Consider the following 21830-nt stretch of genomic DNA (forward strand, 5'->3'; position numbering starts at 1 on the left):
CCTTCTCCAGCCCGGCGCCACTTCGCGTGGCAGGGCGGCCACCGCCCCCACAAGGGGCTTGCGCAGCGGCAGGCAACTGTATAAATATACAGTATGCGTACCGCTCAACCCCCTGACGCCGCCGCGCACGCCCCTGGCGTCGCTCCCGTGCACTTCGTGCCCTTCAAGGGCAGAGGCGCGTCGCGCAACATCGCCTCGCGCTTCGAGGCGGTGGACCGCGAGGGTTTCGACGATGGCTGGGGGACGCTGGCGCAGGCCGCGCTGCAGGAGCGCGCCGCGCCGCGCACGCAAATCATCGAGCAATCGGCGCGCAGCATCCTGGCGGGCAACGACTCGCCGGACATCCCCTTCGACCTGTCCATCAACCCTTACCGGGGCTGCGAGCACGGCTGCATCTACTGCTTCGCGCGGCCCACGCACAGCTATCTGGACCTCTCGCCGGGGTTGGACTTCGAAACGCGCATCGTCGCCAAGACCAACGCGGCGCAAAAGCTGCGCGAGGCCTTCGCCAGCCCAAGCTACGAACCGTCGCTCCTGAGCCTGGGCTCGGCCACCGACGCCTACCAGCCGGCCGAGCGCCAGTTGCGCATCACGCGCGGCCTGATCGAAGTGCTGGCCGAGCACCGGCACGCCTTCAGCATCGTCACCAAGTCCTCCGGCATAGAGCGTGACCTGGATCTCATCGCCCCCATGGCCGCGCAGCGGCTGGCTGCCGTCTACGTCTCCATCACCACGCTGGACGCGAAGCTGGCGCGGCTGATGGAGCCCCGCGCCACGGCGCCGGCACGCCGGCTGCGGACGATGGAAACGCTGGCGCGCGCGGGCGTGCCGGTGGGCGTGAGCGTCTCGCCGCTGATCCCGCTGCTCAACGAGCCGGAACTGGAGCGCATCCTGGAGGCCGCGCGCGACGCCGGCGCCAGCCGTGCCTTCAGCATCGCGCTGCGCCTGCCCTGGGAGGTGAACCCGCTGTTCCAGCAATGGTTGCACCAGCATTTCCCGCAGCGCGCGGCGCACGTGATGGCGCGCATGCGCGAGCTGCGCGGCGGGCGCGAGAACGACTCGCGCTTCGGCCACCGCATGCGCGGGCAGGGCGTCTGGGGCGAGCTGCTGTCGCAGCGCCTGCACAAGGCCTGCGCCCGCCTGGGCCTCAACCTGCAGCCGCTGGCGCTGGATTTGTCGCAGTTCCAGCGGCCCGTGCCCGTCGCTTGCGGCGCTGCGGCGCCTGCTGCACCCCGGCCGGCGGTCCAGGCCGCTGGCGTGTCGGAGCCGGCGGCGGGCGTGCAGGGCGAGCTGTTCTGACCGGACACCGCCGGCGGCGGCGAGGGCGGCGCTTTTCAGCGCTGGCCCAGCCAGGGTGCGGCAGGGATTCACCCGATCCGGAGCGGGCCTTGCAAAGCCCGCTCCGCCGCAACGTTCAGGGCTTGCGGCAGCTTTTGAAAATGTCCAGCTCGGGGCGGTAGGCGCTGGTTTGCACCTGCATCCAGCCCAGCACGCTGTGGGAGAGGTGGTCGTGCGACAGCGCCTCGTCGCGCCGCTGGCGCAGGCAATCCAGGCTCAGGCCCGTGGCGGCTTCGGTGGCCCGTGGCCACCAGGCGACCATGGGCACGTGCTTTTGGGCGCGCGGCGCCATGCCGTAGGGCAGACCGTGCAGGTACAGGTTGTTCTCGCCCAAGGACTCGCCGTGGTCGGACACGTACAGCAGCCCCGGCGTCCAGGCCTGGGTGCGCTGCTGCAGCCAGCCCGTCAGCGCCGTGAGCACCTGGTCGGTGTAGGCGATGGAGTTGTCGTAGGCGTTCACCAGCGCCTGCGGGTCGCAGTGCTGCAGCGCGGTGTTGGTGCACTCCGGCTGGAAGGGTTTCGCATTTGGCGGCGAGCGCAGGAAGTAGGCCGGGCCGTGGCTGCCCATCTGGTGCAGCACCAGCACGACGCCGCGCTCACGCTGGTCGGCGGGCAATTGCGCCAGGCGCTCGTCCAGGCCGTGCAGCAGCGCCATGTCCAGGCACTCGCCGTCGGTCTTGCAAAGTTGCGGCGGCAGGGGCGGCGCGCCGGCAGGCAGATCGCTGGCCATGGCGTTGTGCACACGATTGCACAAGCCCTTGCAGCCGGACTGGTTGTCCAGCCACAGCACGGCCAGCCCGGCGTGCTGCAGCACGTCCAGCAGGTTTTCCTGCGGTTGCTTCAGCGATTGAAAGCCCTCGCGGCCCAGCAGCGAAAACATGCACGGCAGCGAAGCGGCCGTGCTGGTGCCGCAGGACGTCACGTCGGTAAAGCTCACCACCGGCAGCTTGGACAGGCCCGGGTTGGTCGGCCGGCCGTAGCCGTTGAGCGAGAAGTGGTCGGCGCGCGCCGTTTCGCCCACCACCAGCACCAGCAGCGGCGGCGGCGTGCCGGCGCGGCGGGCGGCGAGCGCGGCATCGCGGCCGGCGGGGGCGGGCGGTTCGTCGCGGCGGGTGGAGCGCTCGTCCACCAGGGCGCGCGTGAACGAGTACCAGCCGTTGATGGGGCTGATCATGTAGCGCAGCGTGGTGTGGTTGCGCATGAGCGAGGAGAAGTCGGCGAAGGTCGCGTAGATCAGGCCCGCCGCCAACGCCAGCCCACCCACGAACATCGCCATGTTGCGGGCTAAACCGCGCCACAGCCCCGGGCGGGCCAGCGGGCGCCGCCACAGCCACAGCATGGGCAGCAGCGCCAGGAACGTGAAACTCAAGAGCAGCGGCAGGCCCAGCAGGTCGCGCACCTCGCGTGCATCGGTCTGCAGCACGTTGACCATCATGGTCGTGTCCAGCACCACGCCGTAGCTGCCCATGAAGTGCGCCGCTCCCGCGGTGCACAGCAGTGCGAAGCTCAGCAGCGGCTTGACCAGCCGTGGCCACGCCAGCGGCGCCAGCAGCGCGGCCAGCACCCCGGCAATGCCAAAAGCCATGCTGAAAGCCAGCAGCGGCAGCCGTCCGCCCTGCAGTTCCGGCAGCGACATGAGCTGCCGCCACAATGGCCAGTTGCCCGGTCCCGCGCACCACAATGCGCACAAGATCACGAGAGCCTGCGGCGTCCACGCGCCGTTGGGCGCCGCGGCGCCGCCTGGAAATGACAATCCTTTTCTCATCGGCCGTGATTGTCGGCGAGCGGCTCAATCCACCCGCCGGCAAGCTCCGCCAGACCGTGTACGCGGGGTGTTAAGAAGCTCTTCAGACACCGCCGCCACACTGCGCCCGGCCCGGCAGTCGCCCGGCCGTTTTTCTTTTCCAGCCGGCTCCAGCGCGGGGCCCTGCAGTACCCATGTCCAATGCTTTCGCGGGCGCCGGCCTGACTCGGTGGTTTCCTCAGCGCTTGAAACCCCTGGTGCCGCTGGTGCTGGGCTTCATGCTCTTCAACGCCCTGGTGCGGCTGGGCCTGCTGGCTTTCAACGGCCAGTGGTCGCTGGTGCTGCCGTGGCGGCTGCTGCCCATCCTGGGCATAGGCGCCTTGTTCGACCTGGGGGTGGCCACCTTCTTCTTGCCGCCGCTGGGCTGGCTGCTGCTGGCCTGGCCGGCACGGCGCACGCGCGGGCTGCGCTGGACGCTGCTGGCGTTGCTGCTGCCGCTGTGCGTGCTGGCGGTGTTCGTCGCCGCGTCGGAATTCACCTTCTGGAACGAGTTCGCCTCGCGCTTCAACTTCATCGCGGTGGATTACCTCGTTTACACCAACGAGGTGCTGGGCAACATCCGCGAGTCCTACAACATGCCGCTGCTGCTCTCGGCCGTGGGCGCGGTGGCGCTGACGCTGTGGGTGCTGCTGATGCGCCGGCTGAGCCGGCCGCAACTGTGGAGCGACTTCGCCCTGTCCTGGCGCCGCCGCGCCGTGGCCGCCCTGGCGCTGGCTGCTGCTCCGGTGCTGGCCTACGTCAGCCTGGACGCACGCTACAAGGAGTTCAGCGAAGACGCCCAAGCCAACGAGCTGGCGGGCAACGGCTACTTCGACTTCTGGCACGCCTTCTGGCACAACGAGATCGACTACGAGCGCTTCTACAGCACCGTGCCGGACGCGCAGGCCGCCGCCACGCTGTCGCGCACGTTGGGCAGCCCGTCGGCCGCCAACCCGTTTGACCGTGACGTGGAACACCAGAGGCCGGAGAAGCGGCTCAACGTGGTGCTGGTGTCGGTGGAAAGCCTCTCGGCCAGCTTCCTGGGCAGCTTCGGCAACCAGGAGGGCCTCACGCCGCACCTGGACCGCCTGGCCAAGGACGGGCTGCTCTTCACGCGGCTCTACGCCACGGGCACGCGCACGGTGCGCGGGCTGGAGGCGCTGTCGCTGAGCGTGCCGCCCACGCCGGGCCACTCCATCGTCAAGCGCCCGGACAACGGCGACCTCTTCACCGTGGGCGAGGTGTTCAAGAGCAAGGGCTACGAGCCGCTCTACATCTACGGCGGCTACGGCTACTTCGACAACATGAATGCCTTTTTCGGGGGCAACGGCTACACCGTCATCGACCGCACGGCGCTCAAGGCCGACGAGATCCACTTCGAGAACATCTGGGGCGTGGCCGACGAGGACCTCTTCAGCCTCACCCTGCGCGAGCTCGATGCCCGCGCCGCCGCCAAGAAGCCTTTCTTTGCCCACGTCATGACGACGTCCAACCACCGGCCCTACACCTACCCGGCCGGGCGCATCGACATCCCGTCCAAGACCGGGCGCGAGGGCGGCGTGAAGTACACCGACTGGGCCATTGGCGACTTCATCGAGCGCGCCAGGCAAAAGCCCTGGTTCGACGACACCGTCTTCGTCATCGTGGCCGACCACACCCACAACGGCCGCGGCCGCCAGGAGCTGCCGCCGGACAACTACCACATCCCCATGGTGATCTACGCGCCCAAGCACGTCGCGCCGGGGCGGGTGGAGAGCATCGCCTCGCAGATCGACGTGGCGCCCACGCTGCTGGGCCTGCTGAATTTCAGCTACCACAGCCGCTTCTTCGGCCAGGACATCCTGCGCGAGGGCCAGACGCACCAGCGCGCGCTGCTGGCCAACTACCAGACGGTGGGCCTGTACGAGGAGGGGCGCGTGGTCGAGCTCAAGCCCGGCGCGCGCTCGCGCGTGGTCGATGCCGAGTCTGGCCAGGAGATCGCCCAGGACGACGCGCTCAGCCGCCGCCTGCGCGACGAGGCCATCGCCTACTACCAGGTGCCCGCCAAGGCCTACAGGAAGGGCGAGCTGCGCCTGTCGGCCATGCCGTTGCACTGAGGACCGGCCGGCGCGCCACGCGCACAAAAAAGCCCCGCGGCCTGTGCAGCCGCGGGGCTTTTTGCCTTGTGGCGAGCGTCGCCCGGCGACCCGGGTCCGCTCGACTGCCTATCGGACCCGGAGCGCCCGCGCGGCCTACTTGAAGAGGTCCTTGATGCGGTCGGTAAAGCTCTTGGCGTTGGGCGAGTGGCGGTCGCCGGACTTGCGGAAGGACTCGTCCAGCTCCTTGAGCAGCTTGCGCTGGTGCTCGGTGAGCTTGACGGGCGTCTCCACCGCGACGTGGCAGTAGAGGTCGCCCGGGTAGCTGGAGCGCAGGCCCTTGATGCCCTTGCCACGCAGCCTGAACGTCTTGCCGTGCTGGGTGCCCTCGGGCAGCTCGATCTCGGCCTTGCCGCCCAACGTGGGCACTTCCACCGCGCCGCCCAGGGCGGCCAGCGTCATGCCCACGGGCACGGTGCAATGCAGGTCGTCGCCGTCGCGCTCGAAGATCTCGTGCTGCTTGATGCGGATCTCGATGTAGAGATCCCCCGGCGGGCCGCCGTTGGTGCCGGGCTCGCCGTTGCCGGCCGAGCGGATGCGCATGCCCTCGTTGATGCCGGCGGGGATCTTCACCTCCAGCGTCTTTTGCTTGCGCAGCTTGCCCGCGCCGGAGCACGTTGGGCAGGGCTCGGGAATGATGCGGCCCGTGCCGTGGCAGTGCGGGCAGGTCTGCTGGATGCTGAAGAAGCCCTGGCGCAGGTGCACCGTGCCGGAGCCGCCGCACGAAGGGCAGGGCTTGGGCGAGGTGCCGGGCTTGGCGCCGTTGCCGTGGCAGGTTTCGCAGGTCTCCCAGCTCGGGATGCGGATCTGCGTTTCCTTGCCGTTGGCCGCCTCCTCCAGCGTGATCTCCATGGTGTAGCTGAGATCGCCGCCGCGGTAGACCTGCTGGCCGCCGGGGCCGCGCCGGCCGCCAGCGGCTCCGCCGCCCTGGCCGAAGAGGTCGCCGAAGATGTCGCCGAAGGCTTCCGCGAAGCCGCCGAAGCCTTCCGGCCCCGGACCACGCCCCGCGCCCATGTTGGGGTCCACGCCCGCGTGGCCGTACTGGTCGTAGGCGGCGCGCTTTTGCCCGTCGGAGAGCATCTCGTAGGCCTCCTTGGCCTCCTTGAACTTCTCCTCGGCCTTCTTGGCATCGTCACCCTGATTGCGGTCAGGGTGGTATTTCATGGCCAGCTTGCGGTAGGCCTTCTTGATGTCCTCTTCGCTGGCGTTCTTGGCCAGTCCAAGGACCTCGTAGTAATCACGCTTTGCCATGGCAATGGATGCTCTATGCAAAAAGCCCCCGTGTGCGCCTCAAAGCCCACACGGGGGTGTTTTAGAAGTCAGTCAGGCTTTAGCGGCGCGTCACTTCTTGTCTTTGACTTCCTTGAACTCGGCGTCCACGACGTTGTCGTCGGCGGGGCGCGAGCTCGAAGCGGACGGACCACCTTGCGGCGCCTCGCCGCCCGGGGCAGCACCGGCACCAGCGGCGCCGGCCGCGGCCTGGGCCTCGGCGTAGACCTTCTCGCCCAACTTCTGGCTGGCCGTCATCAAGGCCTCGGTCTTGGACTCGATGGCGTCCTTGTCGTCGCCCTTGAGCGCTTCCTCGGTGTCCTTGAGCGCGGCCTCGATCTTGTCCTTCTCGCCCGCGTCGAGCTTGTCGCCATGCTCGCCCAGGCTCTTGCGCACGGAGTGCACCAGCGCCTCGCCCTGGTTGCGGGCCTGCACCAGCTCAAGCTTGCGCTTGTCCTCGGCGGCGTTGATCTCGGCGTCCTTCACCATCTTCTCGATCTCGGCTTCGGAGAGGCCCGAGTTCGCCTTGATGGTGATCTTGTTTTCCTTGCCCGTGCCTTTGTCCTTGGCCGAGACGTGCAGGATGCCGTTGGCGTCGATGTCGAAGGTCACCTCGATCTGCGGCACGCCGCGCGGCGCGGGCGGGATGCCTTCGAGGTTGAACTCGCCCAGCGACTTGTTGCCGGAGGCCATCTCGCGCTCGCCCTGGAAGACCTTGATGGTCACGGCCGGCTGGTGGTCGTCGGCGGTGGAGAAGGTCTGCGCGAACTTGGTCGGGATGGTCGTGTTCTTCTTGATCATCTTCGTCATCACGCCGCCCAGGGTCTCGATGCCCAGGGACAGCGGGGTGACGTCCAGCAGCAGCACGTCCTTGCGCTCGCCGCCCAGGACCTGGCCCTGGATGGCGGCACCCACGGCCACGGCCTCGTCGGGGTTGACGTCCTTGCGCGGCTCCTTGCCGAAGAACTCCTTGACCTTCTCCTGCACCTTGGGCATGCGGCTCATGCCGCCGACCAGGATCACGTCGTCGATGTCGCTCACCTTGACGCCGGCGTCCTTGATGGCCACGCGGCAGGGCTCGATGGTGCGCTGGATCAGCTCATCGACCAGCGCTTCGAGCTTGGCGCGGGTGAGCTTGATGTTCAGGTGCTTGGGACCCGAGGCATCGGCCGTGATGTAGGGCAGGTTGATGTCGGTCTGCGTGCTGTTGGACAGCTCGATCTTGGCCTTCTCGGCGGCTTCCTTCAGGCGCTGAAGGGCCAGCACGTCCTTGGTCAGATCGACGCCTTGCTCCTTGCGGAACTCGGTGACGATGTAGTCGATGATGCGCTGGTCGAAGTCCTCGCCGCCCAGGAAGGTGTCGCCGTTGGTGGACAGCACCTCGAACTGCTTCTCGCCGTCCACGTCCGCGATCTCGATGATGGAGATGTCGAACGTGCCGCCGCCCAGGTCGAACACGGCGATCTTGCGGTCACCCTTGCCGTGCTTGTCCAGGCCGAAGGCCAGGGCCGCGGCGGTGGGCTCGTTGATGATGCGCTTGACGTCCAGGCCGGCGATGCGGCCGGCGTCCTTGGTGGCCTGGCGCTGGCTGTCGTTGAAGTAGGCGGGCACCGTGATCACGGCTTCCGTCACTTCCTCGCCGAGGTAGTCCTCGGCCGTCTTCTTCATCTTGCGCAGCACCTCGGCGCTGACCTGGGGCGGGGCGAGCTTCTTGCCGCGCTCTTCCACCCAGGCGTCGCCGTTGTCGGCGGCCACGATCTTGTAGGGCATCAGGTCGATGTCCTTTTGCACTTCCTTCTCGGTGAACTTGCGGCCGATGAGGCGCTTGACCGCGTAGAAGGTGTGGCGCGGATTGGTGACGGCCTGGCGCTTGGCGGAAGCGCCGACCAGGATTTCGCCGTCTTCCTGGTACGCGACGATGGAGGGCGTGGTGCGCGTGCCTTCGCTGTTCTCGATGACGCGGGTGCTGTTGCCTTCCATCACGGCCACGCACGAGTTCGTGGTGCCGAGGTCAATGCCGATGATCTTGCCCATGTTTTGCTCCTGATCTCAGGGAGGATGTCTGGTTGTTCTGGGAAGTGCGGCCAGGCACGGAACTTTCAAGCCCGCGCCGCCGCCTTGGTTTTCACTTGGGGGCGGCCACCGTCACCAGGGCCGGGCGCAGCACGCGCTCGGCGATCAGGTAGCCCTTTTGCAGCACCGTCACCACGGTGTTGGGCTCCTGCTCGGCGGGAATCATGCTGATGGCCTGGTGCTGGTGGGGGTCGAAGCGCGTGCCCGCGGGCGGGGCCACTTCCACCACCTTGTTGCGCTCCAGGGCCTGGCTGAGCTGGCGCAGCGTGGCCTGCACGCCTTCGAGCACCTGCGCGGTGTTGGCGCCGGGGTTGGCGACGGCCGCTTCCAGGCTGTCCTTGACGGGCAGCAGGCTCTCCGCGAAGGACTCAACGGCGAACTTGCGCGCCTTGGCCATCTCCTCCTCGGAGCGGCGGCGCACGTTTTCGGTCTCGGCCTTGGCACGCAGGTAGGCCTCGGACACCTCGGCGTGGCGCGCTTCCAGCTCGCTCAGGCGCTGCTCCAGCGAGGGGGCTGCGCCCTGCGTCTCGGCGGCACCGTTGGGGGCCGAGCCGGCGTCAGCGGCGGTGGTGTGGTCGGCGGCCGGCGGCACGTGGGCCGCGTCGGGGGTCGTGGTGTTGTCGGTCTGGTTCATGGGTGTGTGTCACTCCAACGCCTCGACACCTGGGGACGATCTCCCGGGCTTCAAGAGGGTCAATGCGAAAAAGATGCGGCCGGTTCAGAACGGGCGGCGGCCTTCAATCCCTGAGCTTGGCGCTCCAGCGGTCCCATTCGACGCGCTGGCGCTGCTCGCGCTCGATGTCGCGCCGGTCGCGCTTGGTGGGCCGGCCGTTGACGATGCTTTGCGCCGGCTCAATGCCCTGGCGCCGCTGCTCGGCGGCGACGCGGCGGGCCTCCAGGCTTTCCGGGGTTTCGGCGTACAGCGCCTGCGCCAGCGGCGCGGGGCCGCGCACCTCGCTGAGGGCGCGCACCTCCACTTCGCGCAGCACGCCTTGCTGGCGCCAGGAGACGCGGTCGCCGGCTTTCAATTCGCGCGAGGCCTTGGCCACCTGGCCGTTGACGCTGATGCGGTTCTTGCCGATTTCCTCGGACGCCAGCCCGCGTGTCTTGAAGAAGCGGGCTGCCCACAGCCACTTGTCCAGCCGGACGCGTTCTTGAAGAGGTAGTTCGATCATTGGGCGCGATTGTCGGACAGTGCCAGGCGCACCACGGCGTCCAGGCCTTCGGTGCGGTCGCCCGCGCCCCGGTCCAGCAGCTCGATGCGGCCACCCAGCGACATGGCGATTTCGTGGCAAATCGCAAGCCCAAGGCCGGAGCCGCCCGGGCTGCCGGAAGCGAAGGGCTCGAACAGATGGCGGCGCACCTGCGGCGCCAAGCCCGGCCCGTCGTCGCGGATGGTGAGCACGGCCTGCCCGTCGATGTGCTGCAGCCGCACCAGCAGCAGCGCCCGCGTGTGGCGTATGGCGTTGTGCAGCAAATTGCGGGTGAGCTCGCGCAGCGACCATTCGTGGGCGTGCACGAGGGCAGGGCCGTCCTGCAGGTCCAGCTCGAAGTCCAGGTTGCGCTGCGCGATCAGCGCCGAGAGCTCCAGCGCCAGCGCGTGGACGATGGCGGCCCAATCGCTCACCGGCGCGTCCTGCTGGCGGCGCAACTGCTCGACCTTGGCCAGGGCCAGCATCTGGTTCACGAGTTGATTCGCACGGTCCACCGTGGTGTTGATCTCCTGCAGCCCTTCCTGCGGCGCCACGTCGCCGCGCAGCGCCGACTGCACCTGCACCTTGAGCACCGCCAGCGGCGTGCGCAACTGGTGCGAGGCGTCGCGCACGAAGCGCTTTTGTTGCGCCGCCGCCTGCGCCAGCCGCGCCATCACGGCGTTGGTGGCGGCGATCAGCGGCTGCAGCTCGCGGGGCGCGTCCGGCGCATGGATGGGCGACAGCGCCGCTTCGTCGCGCGCGGCCACCTCCTCGCTGATGCGGCGCACCGGCGCCGTGGCGCGCTGCACCACCCACACCACCACCAGCGCAATCACCACCACCAGCAGCCCCTGGCGCCACAGCGCATCCAGCAGCATCTCGCGCGCCAGCGAGCGGCGCAGCTCCAGCGTCTCGGCTACCTGGATGGTCGCCATGCCCTGGCCCAGGTCGGACGCCACCGGCTGCAGCAGCACGGCCATGCGCACGGGCATGCCCTGGTAGGTGCCGTCGTAGAAGTCCACGAGGGCCGCGTAGGCCGGGCGGTTGGGAATGCGCCCCTGCCAGCGGGGCAAGTCTTCGAAGCCCGACAGCAGCTCGCCGTTGAAGCCGTTGACGCGGTAGAAGAGGCGGCTGCGGTTGTCGGCCTCGAAGGCCTCCAGCGCCGCGTAGGGCACGGTCGCATGCAGCCGCACCTTCCCGCCGTCGCGCGTGAGGAAAAGCATCTCGCCAATGGATTTCGCCGAGGCCAGCAGCGTGCGGTCGTAGGCCAGGTCGGCCGCGCGCAACGCCTGGCGGTACAGGCTCCAGGCGTTGAAGCTCACCAGTGCCAGCACCGGCACCAGGATGCCCAGCAGCAGCCGCGCGCGCAGCGACAGCCGCGCGGCGTGCACGGCGGCGTCCTTGCCGTTTGGGCCGGTGGCCGCCGTCACGCCGGCGCCTGCAGCAAGTAGCCCAGGCCGCGCAGCGTTACGAGCTGCACGCCGGTGGCGCCCAGCTTCTTGCGCAGCCGGTAGGCCACGACTTCTATGGCTTCCGGCTGTACCGCGGCGTCGCCCGCGAACACGATGTCGAAAAGCCGCTCCTTGGCCACCGCGTGCCCGGGCTTGCCCAGCAGCGCGCGCAGCAGCGCCGCCTCGCGCGGGGCCAGCTCCAGCGGCTTGTCCAGGTGGTAGACGGCGCCGCTGGCGGCATCCACCCGCAGCCCGCACCAGCTTGGCGGCTCCACGGCGCCGCTGCCGTTGCCCCCGCCGCGGCGGCGCACCAGGGCGCGCAGACGTGCCTCCAGCTCGTCCAGGTCGAAAGGCTTGGCCATGTAGTCGTCCGCGCCGGTGTTGAGGCCCAGCACGCGGTCGCCCACCGTGCCGCGCGCGGTGAGGATGAGCACCGGGGCGTCCAGCCCTTCCGCGCGCGCCTGCGCCAGCACCTGCAGCCCGTCCACGTTGGGCAGCGACAGGTCCAGCACCACGGCGTCGGGCACCGCCGCGCGCCAGCGCTCCAGCGCGCGGGCGCCGTCGCCGCAGGTGCTCACCTGGATGCCGCGGCGCTCCAGCGAGCGCTGCATGGCGGCCTGCATGGCCGCATCGTCTTCCACCAGCAGCAATCTCATGCGCTACAGCTCCGTAATTTCCCTGATGTGTTTGACAGCCGATCGACAGCGCCAATTTCAAGAATCCCCCCAGCCCTCAAGACAACAAGGAGACATCCATGCGTCGAGACACTTTCCTGCGTTCCCTGGCCGCGCTGGCCGCCGTGGGTGCGCTGCCGCTGTCGGCCCGCGCCGCCGGTGCCAATCTCAAGATGATGATCCCCGCCAACCCCGGCGGCGGCTGGGACACCACCGGCCGCGCCCTGGGCAAGGCCTTGATGGAGGCGGGTGCCGCATCGTCCGTCAACTATGACAACAAGGGTGGCGCGGCCGGCGCCATCGGCCTGGCGCAGTTCGTCAATGCCAGCAAGGGCGACCCGAACGCGCTGATGGTCATGGGCGCCGTCATGCTCGGCGGCATCATCACCGGCAAGCCTCCCGTCAACGTCACGCAGGCCACGCCGCTGGCGCGGCTGCTCAGCGAATCGCAGGTCTTCGTCCTGCCCGCCAATTCTCCCTTCAAGTCCATGAAGGACGTTGTCGAGCAGATGAAGAAGGACCCGGGCAGCGTCAAGTGGGGCGGCGGCTCGCGCGGCTCCACCGAGCACATCGCCGTGGCCATGCTGGCGCGCGAGGCCGGTGTCGATCCCACCAAGATCAACTACGTCGCCTTCCGTGGGGGCGGCGAGGCGGTGGCCGCCATCCTGGGCGGCAATGTCACGGTGGGCGGCAGCGCGCTCACCGAGTTCGGCGAGTACATCAAGGGCGGCAAGATGAAGCCCATCGCCGTGACGGCCGAGCAGCGCCTGAAGGGCCTGGACGCACCCACGCTCAAGGAGCAGGGCTACAACGTCGTGATCAGCAACTGGCGCGGCGTCTACGGCGCCCCCGGCATCACGGCCGAGCAGCGCAAGGCGCTGATCGACATGGTCACCAAGGCCACGCAGGCGCCGGCCTGGACGCAGGCGGTGCAGACCAACGGCTGGACGCCGGCGCTGCTCACGGGCGACGCCTTCGGCAAGTTCGTGGACGACGAGTTCGCGAGCCTGCGCGCCATCATGGCCAAGTCCGGGATGGTCTGACATGAGCCAGCGCACGGCACAGACGCTGGTGGGCCTGGCGGCGCTGGCCGCCGGTGGCCTGCTGGCCTGGGGGGCCTCGGGCATCCCGGCCGACGCAGGCTATGCCGGCGTCGGCCCCAACTTCCTGCCCTGGCTGGTCACGGTGGCGCTGCTGCTGTGCGGCGGCTGGCTGCTGTTCGAGGCGTCCACGGGGGGCTTCCGGCACATGGAGGAAGCCGACGACGAGGAGGGCGGCTTCTGGGGCGGCTTCGTGTGGGTGTCGGCCGGGCTGCTGGCCAACGCGGCGCTCATCGAGCGCGTGGGCTTCATCCTGAGCTGTGCGCTGTGCTTCATGCTGGCCGTGCGCGGCTTCAAGTCGGCGCAAGGGCGCACCGACCGCTCGCCGCTTTCCTTCGTGAAGGACTTCCTCGTCGGCCTGGCCATTGCCGCGCCGGTGTACTGGATGTTCACGCAGGGTCTTGCAATCAACCTGCCGGGGCTCACCGGCACGGGGTGGCTGTAAATGGATATCTTGAATGCCCTGCTGCAGGGCTTTGCCACCGCCGGCACGCCGGTGAACCTGTTGTGGGCGCTGGTGGGCTGCACCATCGGCACGGCCGTGGGCGTGCTGCCTGGCATCGGCCCGGCCACGGCGGTGGCCATGCTGCTGCCCATCACGCTCAAGGTGGACCCGACGGCGTCCATGATCTTCTTCGCCGGCATCTACTACGGCGCGATGTACGGCGGCTCGACCACGTCCATCCTGCTCAACACGCCGGGTGAGGCCGGCTCCATGGTCACGGCCATGGAAGGCAACAAGATGGCGCGCAGCGGCCGTGCGGGCGCCGCGCTGGCCACGGCGGCCATAGGCTCCTTCGTGGCGGGCACCATCGCCACGGTGCTGGTGACCTTCTGCGCGCCGCTGGTGGCGAAGTACGCGGTGCTGCTTGGGCCGCCCGAGTACTTCATGCTGATGGTGCTGGCCTTCTGCACCGTGACCGCGGTGCTGGGCAAGAGCACGGTGCGCGGCTTGACGGCGCTCTTCATCGGCCTGGCCATGGGCCTGGTGGGCATCGACCAGATCACGGGCCAGGCGCGCTACACGGCGGGCATGCCCGAGCTCATGGACGGGCTGGAAGTGGTGCTGATCGCGGTGGGCCTGTTCGCCGTGGCCGAGTGCCTCTACGCCGTGCTCTACGAGGGCAAGACGCAGGAGACGCAGAACAAGCTCAGCCGGGTGCACATGACGCGCGACGAGTGGCGCCGCTCCTGGCCCGCCTGGCTGCGCGCCACCTTCATCGGCTTTCCCTTCGGCACCATCCCGGCCGGCGGCAGCGAGATCCCGACCTTCCTGAGCTACGCCACGGAGAAGAAGCTCTCCAAGCACAAGGAAGAGTTCGGGAGCACCGGTGCCATCGAGGGCGTGGCCGGCCCCGAGGCGGCCAACAACGCCGCCATCACCGCCACGCTCATTCCGCTGCTGACGCTGGGCATCCCCACGTCCAACACGGCCGCCATCCTGTTGGGCGCCTTCCAGAACTACGGCATACAGCCCGGGCCGCAGCTCTTCGACAACAACGCCGCGCTGGTGTGGGCGCTGATCGCCTCGCTCTACATCGGCAACGTGATGCTGCTGATCCTGAACCTGCCGCTGGTGGGCTTCTGGGTGAAGCTGCTCAAGGTCCCGAAGCCGCAGCTCTACGCCGGCATCCTGATCTTCGCCACGGTGGGCGTGTACGGCATGCGCCAGTCCGCGTTCGACCTGGTGCTGCTCTACGCCATCGGCATCCTGGGCGTGGTGATGCGCCGCTTCGACTTCCCCACCGCACCGGTGGTGGTGGGCATGATCCTGGGCCCGCTGGCCGAAGCGCAGTTGCGCAACGCCCTGTCCATTGGCGAAGGCCACTGGAGCGTGCTGGTGCAGCGCCCCATGTCGGCCACGCTGCTGGCGGTCGTGGTGGCGGTGCTGGTGCTGCCGCGCTTCATGGCCTGGCGCCGCCGCATGAAGAGCGGCCCGCGCACGCCCGCGCCCATCCCGCACGGCTGACGCGCCACCCGCGGCTTCCTCGACAGGAAGCCGCTTCCCGTTCATCCGACTCATGCCGCGCGCGGCCCTTCATCGGGCTGCTTCGCGGCCGGGTTCGCGCCGCCGGTGGCAAGGCCGGTGGCGTGAAACAACAAGCCCGGACCCAGCCGAAACGGCGGCCCGGGGCAGTTCATCACCAAGAGGAGATACCCCATGAAGAAACTCGCCATCGTGCTGGCCGCGCTGCCCGCCGCGGCCGCCGTGCAGGCCCAGTCCACCAACGTGCAGCTCTACGGCCTGGTCGATGCCGGCGTGGAAGTCGTCAACCACGCCTCGGCCACGGGCGGCAAGGTCACGCGGCTGACGTCCGGCGGCATGAACACCTCGCGCTTCGGCCTGCGCGGCTCCGAGGACCTGGGCGGCGGCCTCAAGGCCATTTTCCAGCTCGAAGGCGGCCTCTTCATCGACGAAGGCAAGTCCGACGGCAACCTGTTCGGCCGCCAGGCCAACGTGGGCCTGGAAGGCGGCTTCGGCCGCGTCATCGCCGGCCGCTCCTACACCACGGCCTACGACTTCATCCTGCCCTTCGATCCCATGGGCTACGCGCCGGCCTACTCCTGGGCCACCACGGGCCACGGCACGCCGGTCAACGCCACCACCGGCACGCCCGTCAACAAGTACGGCATGACCACGGGCGCCAGCAACCTCGTCAAGTACCAGGGCACGTTCAGCGGCGTGAAGGTCGGCGCGACCTACGCCTTCGGCGAGCAGGCCACCGGCGCCTCCGACGGCTCCACCGTGATGCTGGGCCTGGGCTACGCGGCCGGTCCCTTCAGCACCGCCGCCACCTACGAGCGCACCAACGGCCTGTCCACCGCCACCGGCCACGACAAGACCACCGTGGCCCAACTGGGCGTGGGCTATGCCCTGAACGACACTTGGTCGCTCAAGGGGGCCTATCGCTATTACAAGAAGAACCTCGCCGCTGCCGCGGCGGTGGACCTGCGCGGCGACACCTGGTGGGCCGGCGTCAACTACCAGGCCACCCCGGCGCTGGGCCTGACCGCCGCCGTGTACCGCGTCAACGTCAAGGACGTGGCCACCGGCCCCGAGGCCGATCCGACGATGTTCGTCTTCCGCGCCAAATATGCGCTGTCCAAGCGCACGGACCTCTACGCCGTGGCCGCCCACGCCCGCGCCAAGAACGACCAGTTCGTCGGCCTGACCCGCAGCGGCAGCACCGAGGGCGTGACCGGCTTCAGCGACACCCAGACCGGCGCCATGGTCGGCGTGCAGCACCGCTTCTAAGCGCGTTGCGCGCCCTCCCGGCCTGATGCCGGGAGGCTGCCGGCCTGCGCCGGCACCAGGCCGCCGCGGCAACCCCCGTTGCCCGGCGGCCTTCTCGCTTTTCAGGCCGCCGCGCCCAAGGCCAGCGCCCGCTCGCGCTGGCGCGCCAGCTCGGCCGCCGGGGCCGCGTCCACCGGCCAGCCCTGCAGGTGGCGCCGCGCCAGGTCGGCCAGCGCGTCCAGCCAGGCCGGCGCGTCGTTGAGGCAGGGGATGTAGTGGTACTCCCGTCCGCCGGCCTGGACGAAGGCGGCGCGCACCTCCATGTTGATTTCCTCCAGCGTTTCCAGGCAGTCGGCCGGGAAGCCGGGGCACATGACGTCCACGCGCTTCAGGCCGCCGCGCGCCAGTTGCACCAGCGTGGGCTCGGTGTAGGGCTTCAGCCACTCGGCCTTGCCGAAGCGGCTCTGGAAGGTCACCAGCCACTCGTCCTTGGCCAGGCCCAGTTGCTGCGCCAGCAGCCGCGCCGTCTTGTGGCATTCGCAGTGGTAGGGATCGCCCAGCTCCAGCGTGCGCTTGGGAACGCCGTGGAAGCTCATGACGAGCTTCTCGCCGCGCCCGTGCTGCTGCCAGTGCGCGTGCACCTGCGCAGCCAGCGCGCCGATGTAGCCGGCATCGTCGGGGTAGTGGTTGACGAAGCGGATTTCCGGCTGGCGCCGCTGCGCCGAGAGCCAGCGCGCCACCGCGTCGTTGGCCGTGGCGGTGGTGGAGGCGGCGTACTGCGGGTACAGCGGCAGCACCAGCACGCGCGTGGCGCCGGCGGCGGTGAGCTCGTCCAGCACCTGCGGCAGGGCCGGGTTGCCGTAGCGCATGGCGTGGCGCACCAGCACCGTGTCCGGCAGCCGCTGGCGCAGCCCTTCGGCCTGGCGCTGCGTCCACACCGCCAGGGGCGAGCCCTGCGGCGTCCAGATGCTGGCGTACTTGGCGGCCGACTTGGGCGGGCGTACGCGCAGGATGACGCCGTGCAGTATGGGCAGCCAGGCCGCGCGCGGGATCTCCACCACGCGCGGATCGCCCAGGAACTCGGCCAGGTAGCGGCGCAGCGCCGCGGGAGTGGGCTCGTCAGGCGTGCCCAGGTTGACGAGCAGCACGGCGGTGCGCTCGGCCGTGCCGTGCCGGTAGGAAGCGGTGGAGGTCATTCGCAAATTGTCCCCGATGGCCTGACCCGGGCGGGCAGGGCCGCCGCGCGCCGGGCGCGCCTCAGGCCGTGGCGGGCTCGGGCGGCAGCCGGTTGTTGCCCAGGCGCAGGACTTCAAAGCGCAGCACGGGCGCGCGCACGTCCCCGGGCGGCACGCCCAAGCCGATCTCGCCGCGGCCGTGCAGCGTGCAACTGCCGCGGCGCAGGCTGAGCACGGCGCGGTCGTGGGCGAAGCGCACGAAGCTGCCGTTGAAGCTCAGGTCCGTGAACTGGAAGGCGCCGCCGTGCCAGTCGATGCGCGCATGCGAGCGCGAGACGCGGGAGTCGTCTATGCAGCAGCCGGCCTGCGGGCTGCGGCCCAGCACCAGCGGGAATTGGGACGTGGCAAAAATCCGCTCCTGGCCGCGCCACACCAAGCGCAGCGCCTCGGGCTCGCCGGGCAGGGCCACGGCGTCGCCGAACTGCGTGGCCGCACCGTCCGTGGCCGCAGCGCGGCCCTGCAGCAGGTGCACCTGCACGGGCTCGGCGCGGCCGCGCAACTGCAGCCGGTCCAGGGCGCGAAAGCGCGTTTGCTGCACGGGCTGCAGGCCGGCCAGCACGTCCACGGTGACCAGGGTCTCGTTGTCGCCGGCATGGTCCAGCAGCCGCGCAGCGACGTTGACGGCGTCGCCGAAGCAGTCGCTGTCGATCTCCACGACCTCGCCGCGCGCCATGGCCACCTGCAGCTTGAGCGCGCCGGAAGCCACGCCGGCGGCGGTGGCCGCGCCGCTGCCCTGGGGCGGGCGGTCCAGCGCCACGTGCATGGCGTCGGCCGCGGCGACGGCGGCGGCGGTGTGCTCGAACACCGCCATCAGCCCGTCGCCCAGCGTCTTGACCACGTGGCCGCCGCCGCGCTCCACGCACTCGCCCACCAGGCCCACGGCACCCGTCACCAGCGTGCTGGCCGCGGCATTGCCCAAGCGCTCGTACAGCGCGGTGGATCCGCGCAGGTCGGCAAACAGGACGGTACGTTCAAGGATGCGGGTCATGGGCCACGGCAGTTTAGCCGCGCGCTTGCGGGGGCCGGCGCACAAAAGCGACGGCCCCGGGATTACCGGGGCCGTCGCCAACTTCAAGGGCTGGCAAAGCCAGCCCGCTTTTCCGACTTACAAGTTGTCCAAGTACGTGCGCAGCTTGTCCGAGCGCGTCGGGTGCTTGAGCTTGCGGATGGCCTTGGCCTCGATCTGGCGGATGCGCTCGCGGGTGACGTCGAACTGCTTGCCGACTTCCTCCAGCGTGTGGTCCGACTGCATCTCGATGCCGAAGCGCATGCGCAGCACCTTGGCTTCGCGCGGGGTGAGGCTGTCGAGGATGTCCTTGACCACGTCGCGCAGGCCGGCCTGCATGGCCGCCTCGATGGGCGCGGTGTTGTTGGTGTCCTCGATGAAGTCGCCCAGGTGGGAGTCGTCATCGTCGCCGATGGGCGTTTCCATGGAGATCGGCTCCTTGGCGATCTTCATGATCTTGCGGATCTTGTCCTCGGGGATCTCCATCTTCTCGGCCAGCGTCGGCGCGTCCGGCTCGAAGCCGAACTCCTGCAGGTGCTGGCGCGAGATGCGGTTCATCTTGTTGATGGTCTCGATCATGTGCACCGGGATGCGGATGGTGCGTGCCTGGTCGGCGATCGAGCGCGTGATGGCCTGGCGGATCCACCACGTGGCGTAGGTCGAGAACTTGTAGCCGCGGCGGTATTCGAACTTGTCCACCGCCTTCATCAGGCCGATGTTGCCTTCCTGGATCAGGTCCAGGAACTGCAGGCCGCGGTTGGTGTACTTCTTGGCGATGGAGATCACCAGGCGCAGGTTGGCCTCGATCATCTCCTTCTTGGCGTCGCGAGAGCTCTTCTCGCCCTCGTTCATCTTCTTGTTGATCGCCTTGAGGTCTTCCAGCGGCACCACGGCGCGCGACTGCACGTCGACGAGCTTTTGCTGCAGCTCCTGCACGGCGGGCAGGTTGCGGCCCAGCACGGCGCTGTAGCCCTTGCCCAGGGCCACTTCGTCCTCGGCCCACTTCAGGTCCAGCGCGCGCGGCGGGAAGGTCTTGATGAAGTGTTCCTGCGGCATGCCGCACTTGTCCACGACGATGCGGCGCAGCTCGCGCTCGTAGCGGCGCACGTCGTCCACCTGCGAGCGCAGCATGTCGCAGAGCTTCTCGATGGTCTTGACGGTGAAGCGGATCGTCATCAGCTCGCCGCTGATGGCGTCCTGCGCCTTCACGTAGGCCGGCGACTTGTAGCCCTTGGCGCCGTCCTTCTCGACCACCTTGCGAAGCTGCTCGAACTGGGCGCGGATGGCGTCGAACTTCACCAGCGCGGCGCGCTTGAGCTCTTCGAGCTTCTTGGTCAGCGCCTTGGAGCCGCCCTGGCCGTCGTCGTCGTCCTCTTCGTCGAACTCGTCAAAGTCTTCCTCGGCGACGTAGTCGTCGGCCTCGTCCTCGGCCACGAAGCCGTCCACCACCTCGGAGATGGCCATCTCGCCGGAGGCCAGCTTGTCGGCCATGGTGAGGATCTCGGCAATCGTCGTGGGCGACTCCGAGATGGCCAGCATCATGTCCTGCAGGCCCTTCTCGATGCGCTTGGCGATCTCGATCTCGCCCTCGCGCGTGAGCAGCTCCACCGTGCCCATTTCGCGCATGTACATGCGCACGGGGTCGGTGGTGCGGCCGAACTCGGAGTCCACCGTGGACAGCGCGGCCTCGGCGGCTTCCTCGGCCTCTTCCTCGGTGGCGGTGGTGGTGGCGCCGCCGGCAATCAGCAGCGTGGCCGCGTCAGGCGCCTGCTCGTACACGGCGATGCCCATGTCGTTGAGCATCGAGACGATGGCTTCCAGGATCTCCGCCTCCACCAGCTTTTCCGGCAGGTGGTCGTTGATCTCCTGGTGCGTCAGGAAGCCGCGCGTCTTGCCCATCTTGATGAGCGTCTTGAGCTCCTGGCGGCGCTTGGCGACTTCCTCTTCGGTGAGCGCGGTCTCGTCCAGGCCGAACTCGCGCATGAGCGCGCGCTCCTTGGCGCGGCTGACCTTCATGCGCAGCGGCTTGGCCTTGGGCTTGTCGGCGGCGACCTCGTCGGCCACGACCTCGGTGCCGGCATCGGCCTCGGCTTCACCCGCCTCGGCTTCAACCTCGCCCTCGAGATCGGCCTCGATGTCGTCGCTGAAGTCCTCCTCGGCCTCTTCCTTCTCGGCAGCCTTGGGCTTGCGACCGCGCTTGGCCTTGTCCTCGGCAGGCGCGGCGGCAGCAGCCTTGGCGGCCGGCTTCTTGCGGGCAGCGGTCTTGGCCGCCTTGGCAGCAGGCTTCTTGTCGTCTTCCAGATCGTCTTGGACAGGCGCGGTCTTCTTGGCGGTCATGCAATTCCTCGGATGGTGAAAGCGTCAAACGTCCGGCCTCGCGGAGGCGAGCACATGGCATGCGCGCGCCTCATGCGCAAAGCACGAAGCACGCGCCGGCACGTCTGGTGCGTCGCGGTCGGTAAGGCTCGGGCGGGCAAGCTCGCGTGGACTTCGGGAATAGCGCAGCCCTGGGCGGAAATATGGCCTGTTGTTTCAACCCCGTGTCGCGGGTGGCCGGATCCGGTATCCAATGACGCTGCTGTCACTCTTGCCGCTGATAACGAACCTTCAATTATCCCCCATGTAGGGTCGAAGGTCAAAAGTCAAGTGTTTGTCAAGCCAAAAAAAGTGTCTGACAGCAGCCTATTCGGCTGGACCGCGCCAGAGTTGAGTGGCATTCAGCCAAGCACTTGAAAAAGCTTCAGAAAATGCAGCGGGACGGGCGTGCGGGCGAGGGTGCGTGGCACTTGCGGCTGGCCTGCGGGAGCAAACGGATGGCGCCGGCGTCGGCGCCTGCTGCTCCCAGGGCGATTGCCTGCGCTCAGGCGCTGGAAGCGCTGGTGCGCTTGCGCAGCTCCTGGCTCAGCGCGGTGAGCTCGCGGATGCGGCCCATGTGCTGCTCGCGCGCCACCGGGTCGGCGGGCAGGCTCACGGCCAGCTCCTCCAGCTGCGCCTGCACTTCCTTGAGGTGCAGCGCGTCCAGCAACCTTTCCAGGTCGGCCAGCACTTCCTCGCCGGGCTCGTCGCCGGGCAGGGCGTTGCGTGCCTCCTCGGCCAGCGGGTCCTGCTCCAAGGCGATGCGCAGCGCGGCCCAGGACTGCGGGCCGTGCTCGTGCAACTCGCGCTCCAGCCAGGCCACCAGCGCGCCATGCGGCGCGGGCAGGCCGTGCAGCAGGTCGTGCGCGGCCGGGGAGAGCTGGTCCCACCAGTCGGCGTGCGACAGCAGCAGTTGCAGCACGCGGTCCTCGCGCTGCTTGGGCGCGACGCGGCCGCCGCTGCGCCGCGCCGCCGGTGCCCGG

General features: G+C 69.0%; 16 protein-coding genes and 1 pseudogene. 6 read left to right on the forward strand and 11 right to left on the reverse strand.

Features of this window, described 5'->3' with window-relative positions; translation table 11 throughout:
* The first annotated feature begins 93 nt into the window (after positions 1–93).
* Positions 94–1299: a PA0069 family radical SAM protein gene (locus SM757_RS21825; RefSeq protein ID WP_322467014.1), complete on the forward strand. Its 1206-nt coding sequence runs from the start codon at positions 94–96 to the stop codon at positions 1297–1299.
* 115 nt (positions 1300–1414) lie between these two features.
* Here SM757_RS21825 and SM757_RS21830 read toward each other — a convergent pair whose 3' ends face one another.
* Positions 1415–3103, reverse strand: coding sequence for a phosphoethanolamine transferase (locus SM757_RS21830; protein ID WP_322467015.1), 1689 nt, complete (start codon positions 3101–3103; stop codon positions 1415–1417).
* 173 nt (positions 3104–3276) lie between these two features.
* Between SM757_RS21830 and SM757_RS21835 the strand changes: the two genes are divergently transcribed.
* Entirely contained in the window at positions 3277–5217 is a 1941-nt protein-coding gene (locus SM757_RS21835) for an LTA synthase family protein (RefSeq protein WP_322467016.1), read from the forward strand.
* Positions 5218–5352: 135 nt separating this feature from the next.
* Here the strand turns inward: SM757_RS21835 and dnaJ are convergent, their stop codons facing one another.
* The 6 genes from dnaJ to SM757_RS21865 all read right to left on the reverse strand — a co-directional run bounded on the left by dnaJ (position 5353) and on the right by SM757_RS21865 (position 11898).
* Positions 5353–6507: a molecular chaperone DnaJ gene (gene dnaJ / locus SM757_RS21840; protein WP_066335141.1), complete on the reverse strand. Its 1155-nt coding sequence runs from the start codon at positions 6505–6507 to the stop codon at positions 5353–5355.
* 90 nt (positions 6508–6597) lie between these two features.
* Positions 6598–8559: a molecular chaperone DnaK gene (gene dnaK, locus SM757_RS21845; protein WP_322467017.1), complete on the reverse strand. Its 1962-nt coding sequence runs from the start codon at positions 8557–8559 to the stop codon at positions 6598–6600.
* Between the two features lie 91 nt (positions 8560–8650).
* Positions 8651–9232, reverse strand: a complete 582-nt coding sequence (gene grpE / locus SM757_RS21850; RefSeq protein WP_322467018.1) for a nucleotide exchange factor GrpE — start codon at positions 9230–9232, stop codon at positions 8651–8653.
* A gap of 103 nt (positions 9233–9335) precedes the next feature.
* Entirely contained in the window at positions 9336–9773 is a 438-nt protein-coding gene (locus SM757_RS21855) for an RNA-binding S4 domain-containing protein (protein ID WP_322467019.1), read from the reverse strand.
* Complete coding sequence (locus tag SM757_RS21860) at positions 9770–11221, reverse strand: sensor histidine kinase (RefSeq protein ID WP_322467020.1); 1452 nt, start codon at positions 11219–11221, stop codon at positions 9770–9772. The genes SM757_RS21855 and SM757_RS21860 overlap by 4 nt, the downstream gene beginning before the upstream one ends.
* The gene (locus SM757_RS21865; RefSeq protein ID WP_066335129.1) at positions 11218–11898 is read right to left on the reverse strand and encodes a response regulator transcription factor; all 681 of its coding nucleotides are present in this window, start codon (positions 11896–11898) and stop codon (positions 11218–11220) included. The genes SM757_RS21860 and SM757_RS21865 overlap by 4 nt, the downstream gene beginning before the upstream one ends.
* A 98-nt stretch (positions 11899–11996) precedes the next feature.
* Between SM757_RS21865 and SM757_RS21870 the strand changes: the two genes are divergently transcribed.
* The 4 genes from SM757_RS21870 (at position 11997) to SM757_RS21885 (ending at position 16272) form a co-directional block, all read left to right on the forward strand.
* Positions 11997–12959, forward strand: coding sequence for a tripartite tricarboxylate transporter substrate binding protein (locus SM757_RS21870; RefSeq protein WP_066335127.1), 963 nt, complete (start codon positions 11997–11999; stop codon positions 12957–12959).
* Between the two features lies 1 nt (position 12960).
* Positions 12961–13461, forward strand: coding sequence for a tripartite tricarboxylate transporter TctB family protein (locus tag SM757_RS21875; protein WP_322467021.1), 501 nt, complete (start codon positions 12961–12963; stop codon positions 13459–13461).
* On the forward strand, positions 13462–14985 hold the full coding sequence (locus SM757_RS21880; RefSeq protein ID WP_066335122.1) for a tripartite tricarboxylate transporter permease: 1524 nt from the start codon (positions 13462–13464) through the stop codon (positions 14983–14985).
* Positions 14986–15177: 192 nt separating this feature from the next.
* Positions 15178–16272, forward strand: coding sequence for a porin (locus tag SM757_RS21885; RefSeq protein ID WP_322467022.1), 1095 nt, complete (start codon positions 15178–15180; stop codon positions 16270–16272).
* A gap of 101 nt (positions 16273–16373) precedes the next feature.
* Here the strand turns inward: SM757_RS21885 and hemH are convergent, their stop codons facing one another.
* From hemH to SM757_RS21905, 4 genes and pseudogenes are all read right to left on the reverse strand, one after another.
* Positions 16374–17447 carry a ferrochelatase gene (hemH, locus tag SM757_RS21890; protein ID WP_322467023.1) on the reverse strand — a complete coding sequence of 358 codons (1074 nt, stop codon included), beginning with the start codon at positions 17445–17447 and terminating at the stop codon, positions 16374–16376.
* Between the two features lie 61 nt (positions 17448–17508).
* On the reverse strand, positions 17509–18474 hold the full coding sequence (locus tag SM757_RS21895) for an adenylate/guanylate cyclase domain-containing protein (RefSeq protein ID WP_066335116.1): 966 nt from the start codon (positions 18472–18474) through the stop codon (positions 17509–17511).
* Positions 18475–18591: 117 nt separating this feature from the next.
* On the reverse strand, positions 18592–20829 hold the full coding sequence (gene rpoD, locus SM757_RS21900; RefSeq protein WP_066335114.1) for an RNA polymerase sigma factor RpoD: 2238 nt from the start codon (positions 20827–20829) through the stop codon (positions 18592–18594).
* Positions 20830–21352: 523 nt separating this feature from the next.
* A pseudogene (locus SM757_RS21905) lies at positions 21353–21830 on the reverse strand (hypothetical protein); the annotation flags it as partial.

It is taken from the genome of Azohydromonas lata, from assembly GCF_034427735.1.
In the GTDB taxonomy this organism is placed as follows: Bacteria; Pseudomonadota; Gammaproteobacteria; order Burkholderiales; family Burkholderiaceae_C; genus Azohydromonas; species Azohydromonas lata.

Coding starts and splice junctions, on each gene's coding strand:
- SM757_RS21825 (WP_322467014.1), top strand. CDS start 94: ATGCGTACCGCTCAACCCCCTGACGCCGCCGCGCACGCCCCTGGCGTC.
- SM757_RS21830 (WP_322467015.1), bottom strand. CDS start 3,103: ATGAGAAAAGGATTGTCATTTCCAGGCGGCGCCGCGGCGCCCAACGGC.
- SM757_RS21835 (WP_322467016.1), top strand. CDS start 3,277: ATGTCCAATGCTTTCGCGGGCGCCGGCCTGACTCGGTGGTTTCCTCAG.
- dnaJ (WP_066335141.1), bottom strand. CDS start 6,507: ATGGCAAAGCGTGATTACTACGAGGTCCTTGGACTGGCCAAGAACGCC.
- dnaK (WP_322467017.1), bottom strand. CDS start 8,559: ATGGGCAAGATCATCGGCATTGACCTCGGCACCACGAACTCGTGCGTG.
- grpE (WP_322467018.1), bottom strand. CDS start 9,232: ATGAACCAGACCGACAACACCACGACCCCCGACGCGGCCCACGTGCCG.
- SM757_RS21855 (WP_322467019.1), bottom strand. CDS start 9,773: ATGATCGAACTACCTCTTCAAGAACGCGTCCGGCTGGACAAGTGGCTG.
- SM757_RS21865 (WP_066335129.1), bottom strand. CDS start 11,898: ATGAGATTGCTGCTGGTGGAAGACGATGCGGCCATGCAGGCCGCCATG.
- SM757_RS21870 (WP_066335127.1), top strand. CDS start 11,997: ATGCGTCGAGACACTTTCCTGCGTTCCCTGGCCGCGCTGGCCGCCGTG.
- SM757_RS21875 (WP_322467021.1), top strand. CDS start 12,961: ATGAGCCAGCGCACGGCACAGACGCTGGTGGGCCTGGCGGCGCTGGCC.
- SM757_RS21880 (WP_066335122.1), top strand. CDS start 13,462: ATGGATATCTTGAATGCCCTGCTGCAGGGCTTTGCCACCGCCGGCACG.
- SM757_RS21885 (WP_322467022.1), top strand. CDS start 15,178: ATGAAGAAACTCGCCATCGTGCTGGCCGCGCTGCCCGCCGCGGCCGCC.
- hemH (WP_322467023.1), bottom strand. CDS start 17,447: ATGACCTCCACCGCTTCCTACCGGCACGGCACGGCCGAGCGCACCGCC.
- SM757_RS21895 (WP_066335116.1), bottom strand. CDS start 18,474: ATGACCCGCATCCTTGAACGTACCGTCCTGTTTGCCGACCTGCGCGGA.
- rpoD (WP_066335114.1), bottom strand. CDS start 20,829: ATGACCGCCAAGAAGACCGCGCCTGTCCAAGACGATCTGGAAGACGAC.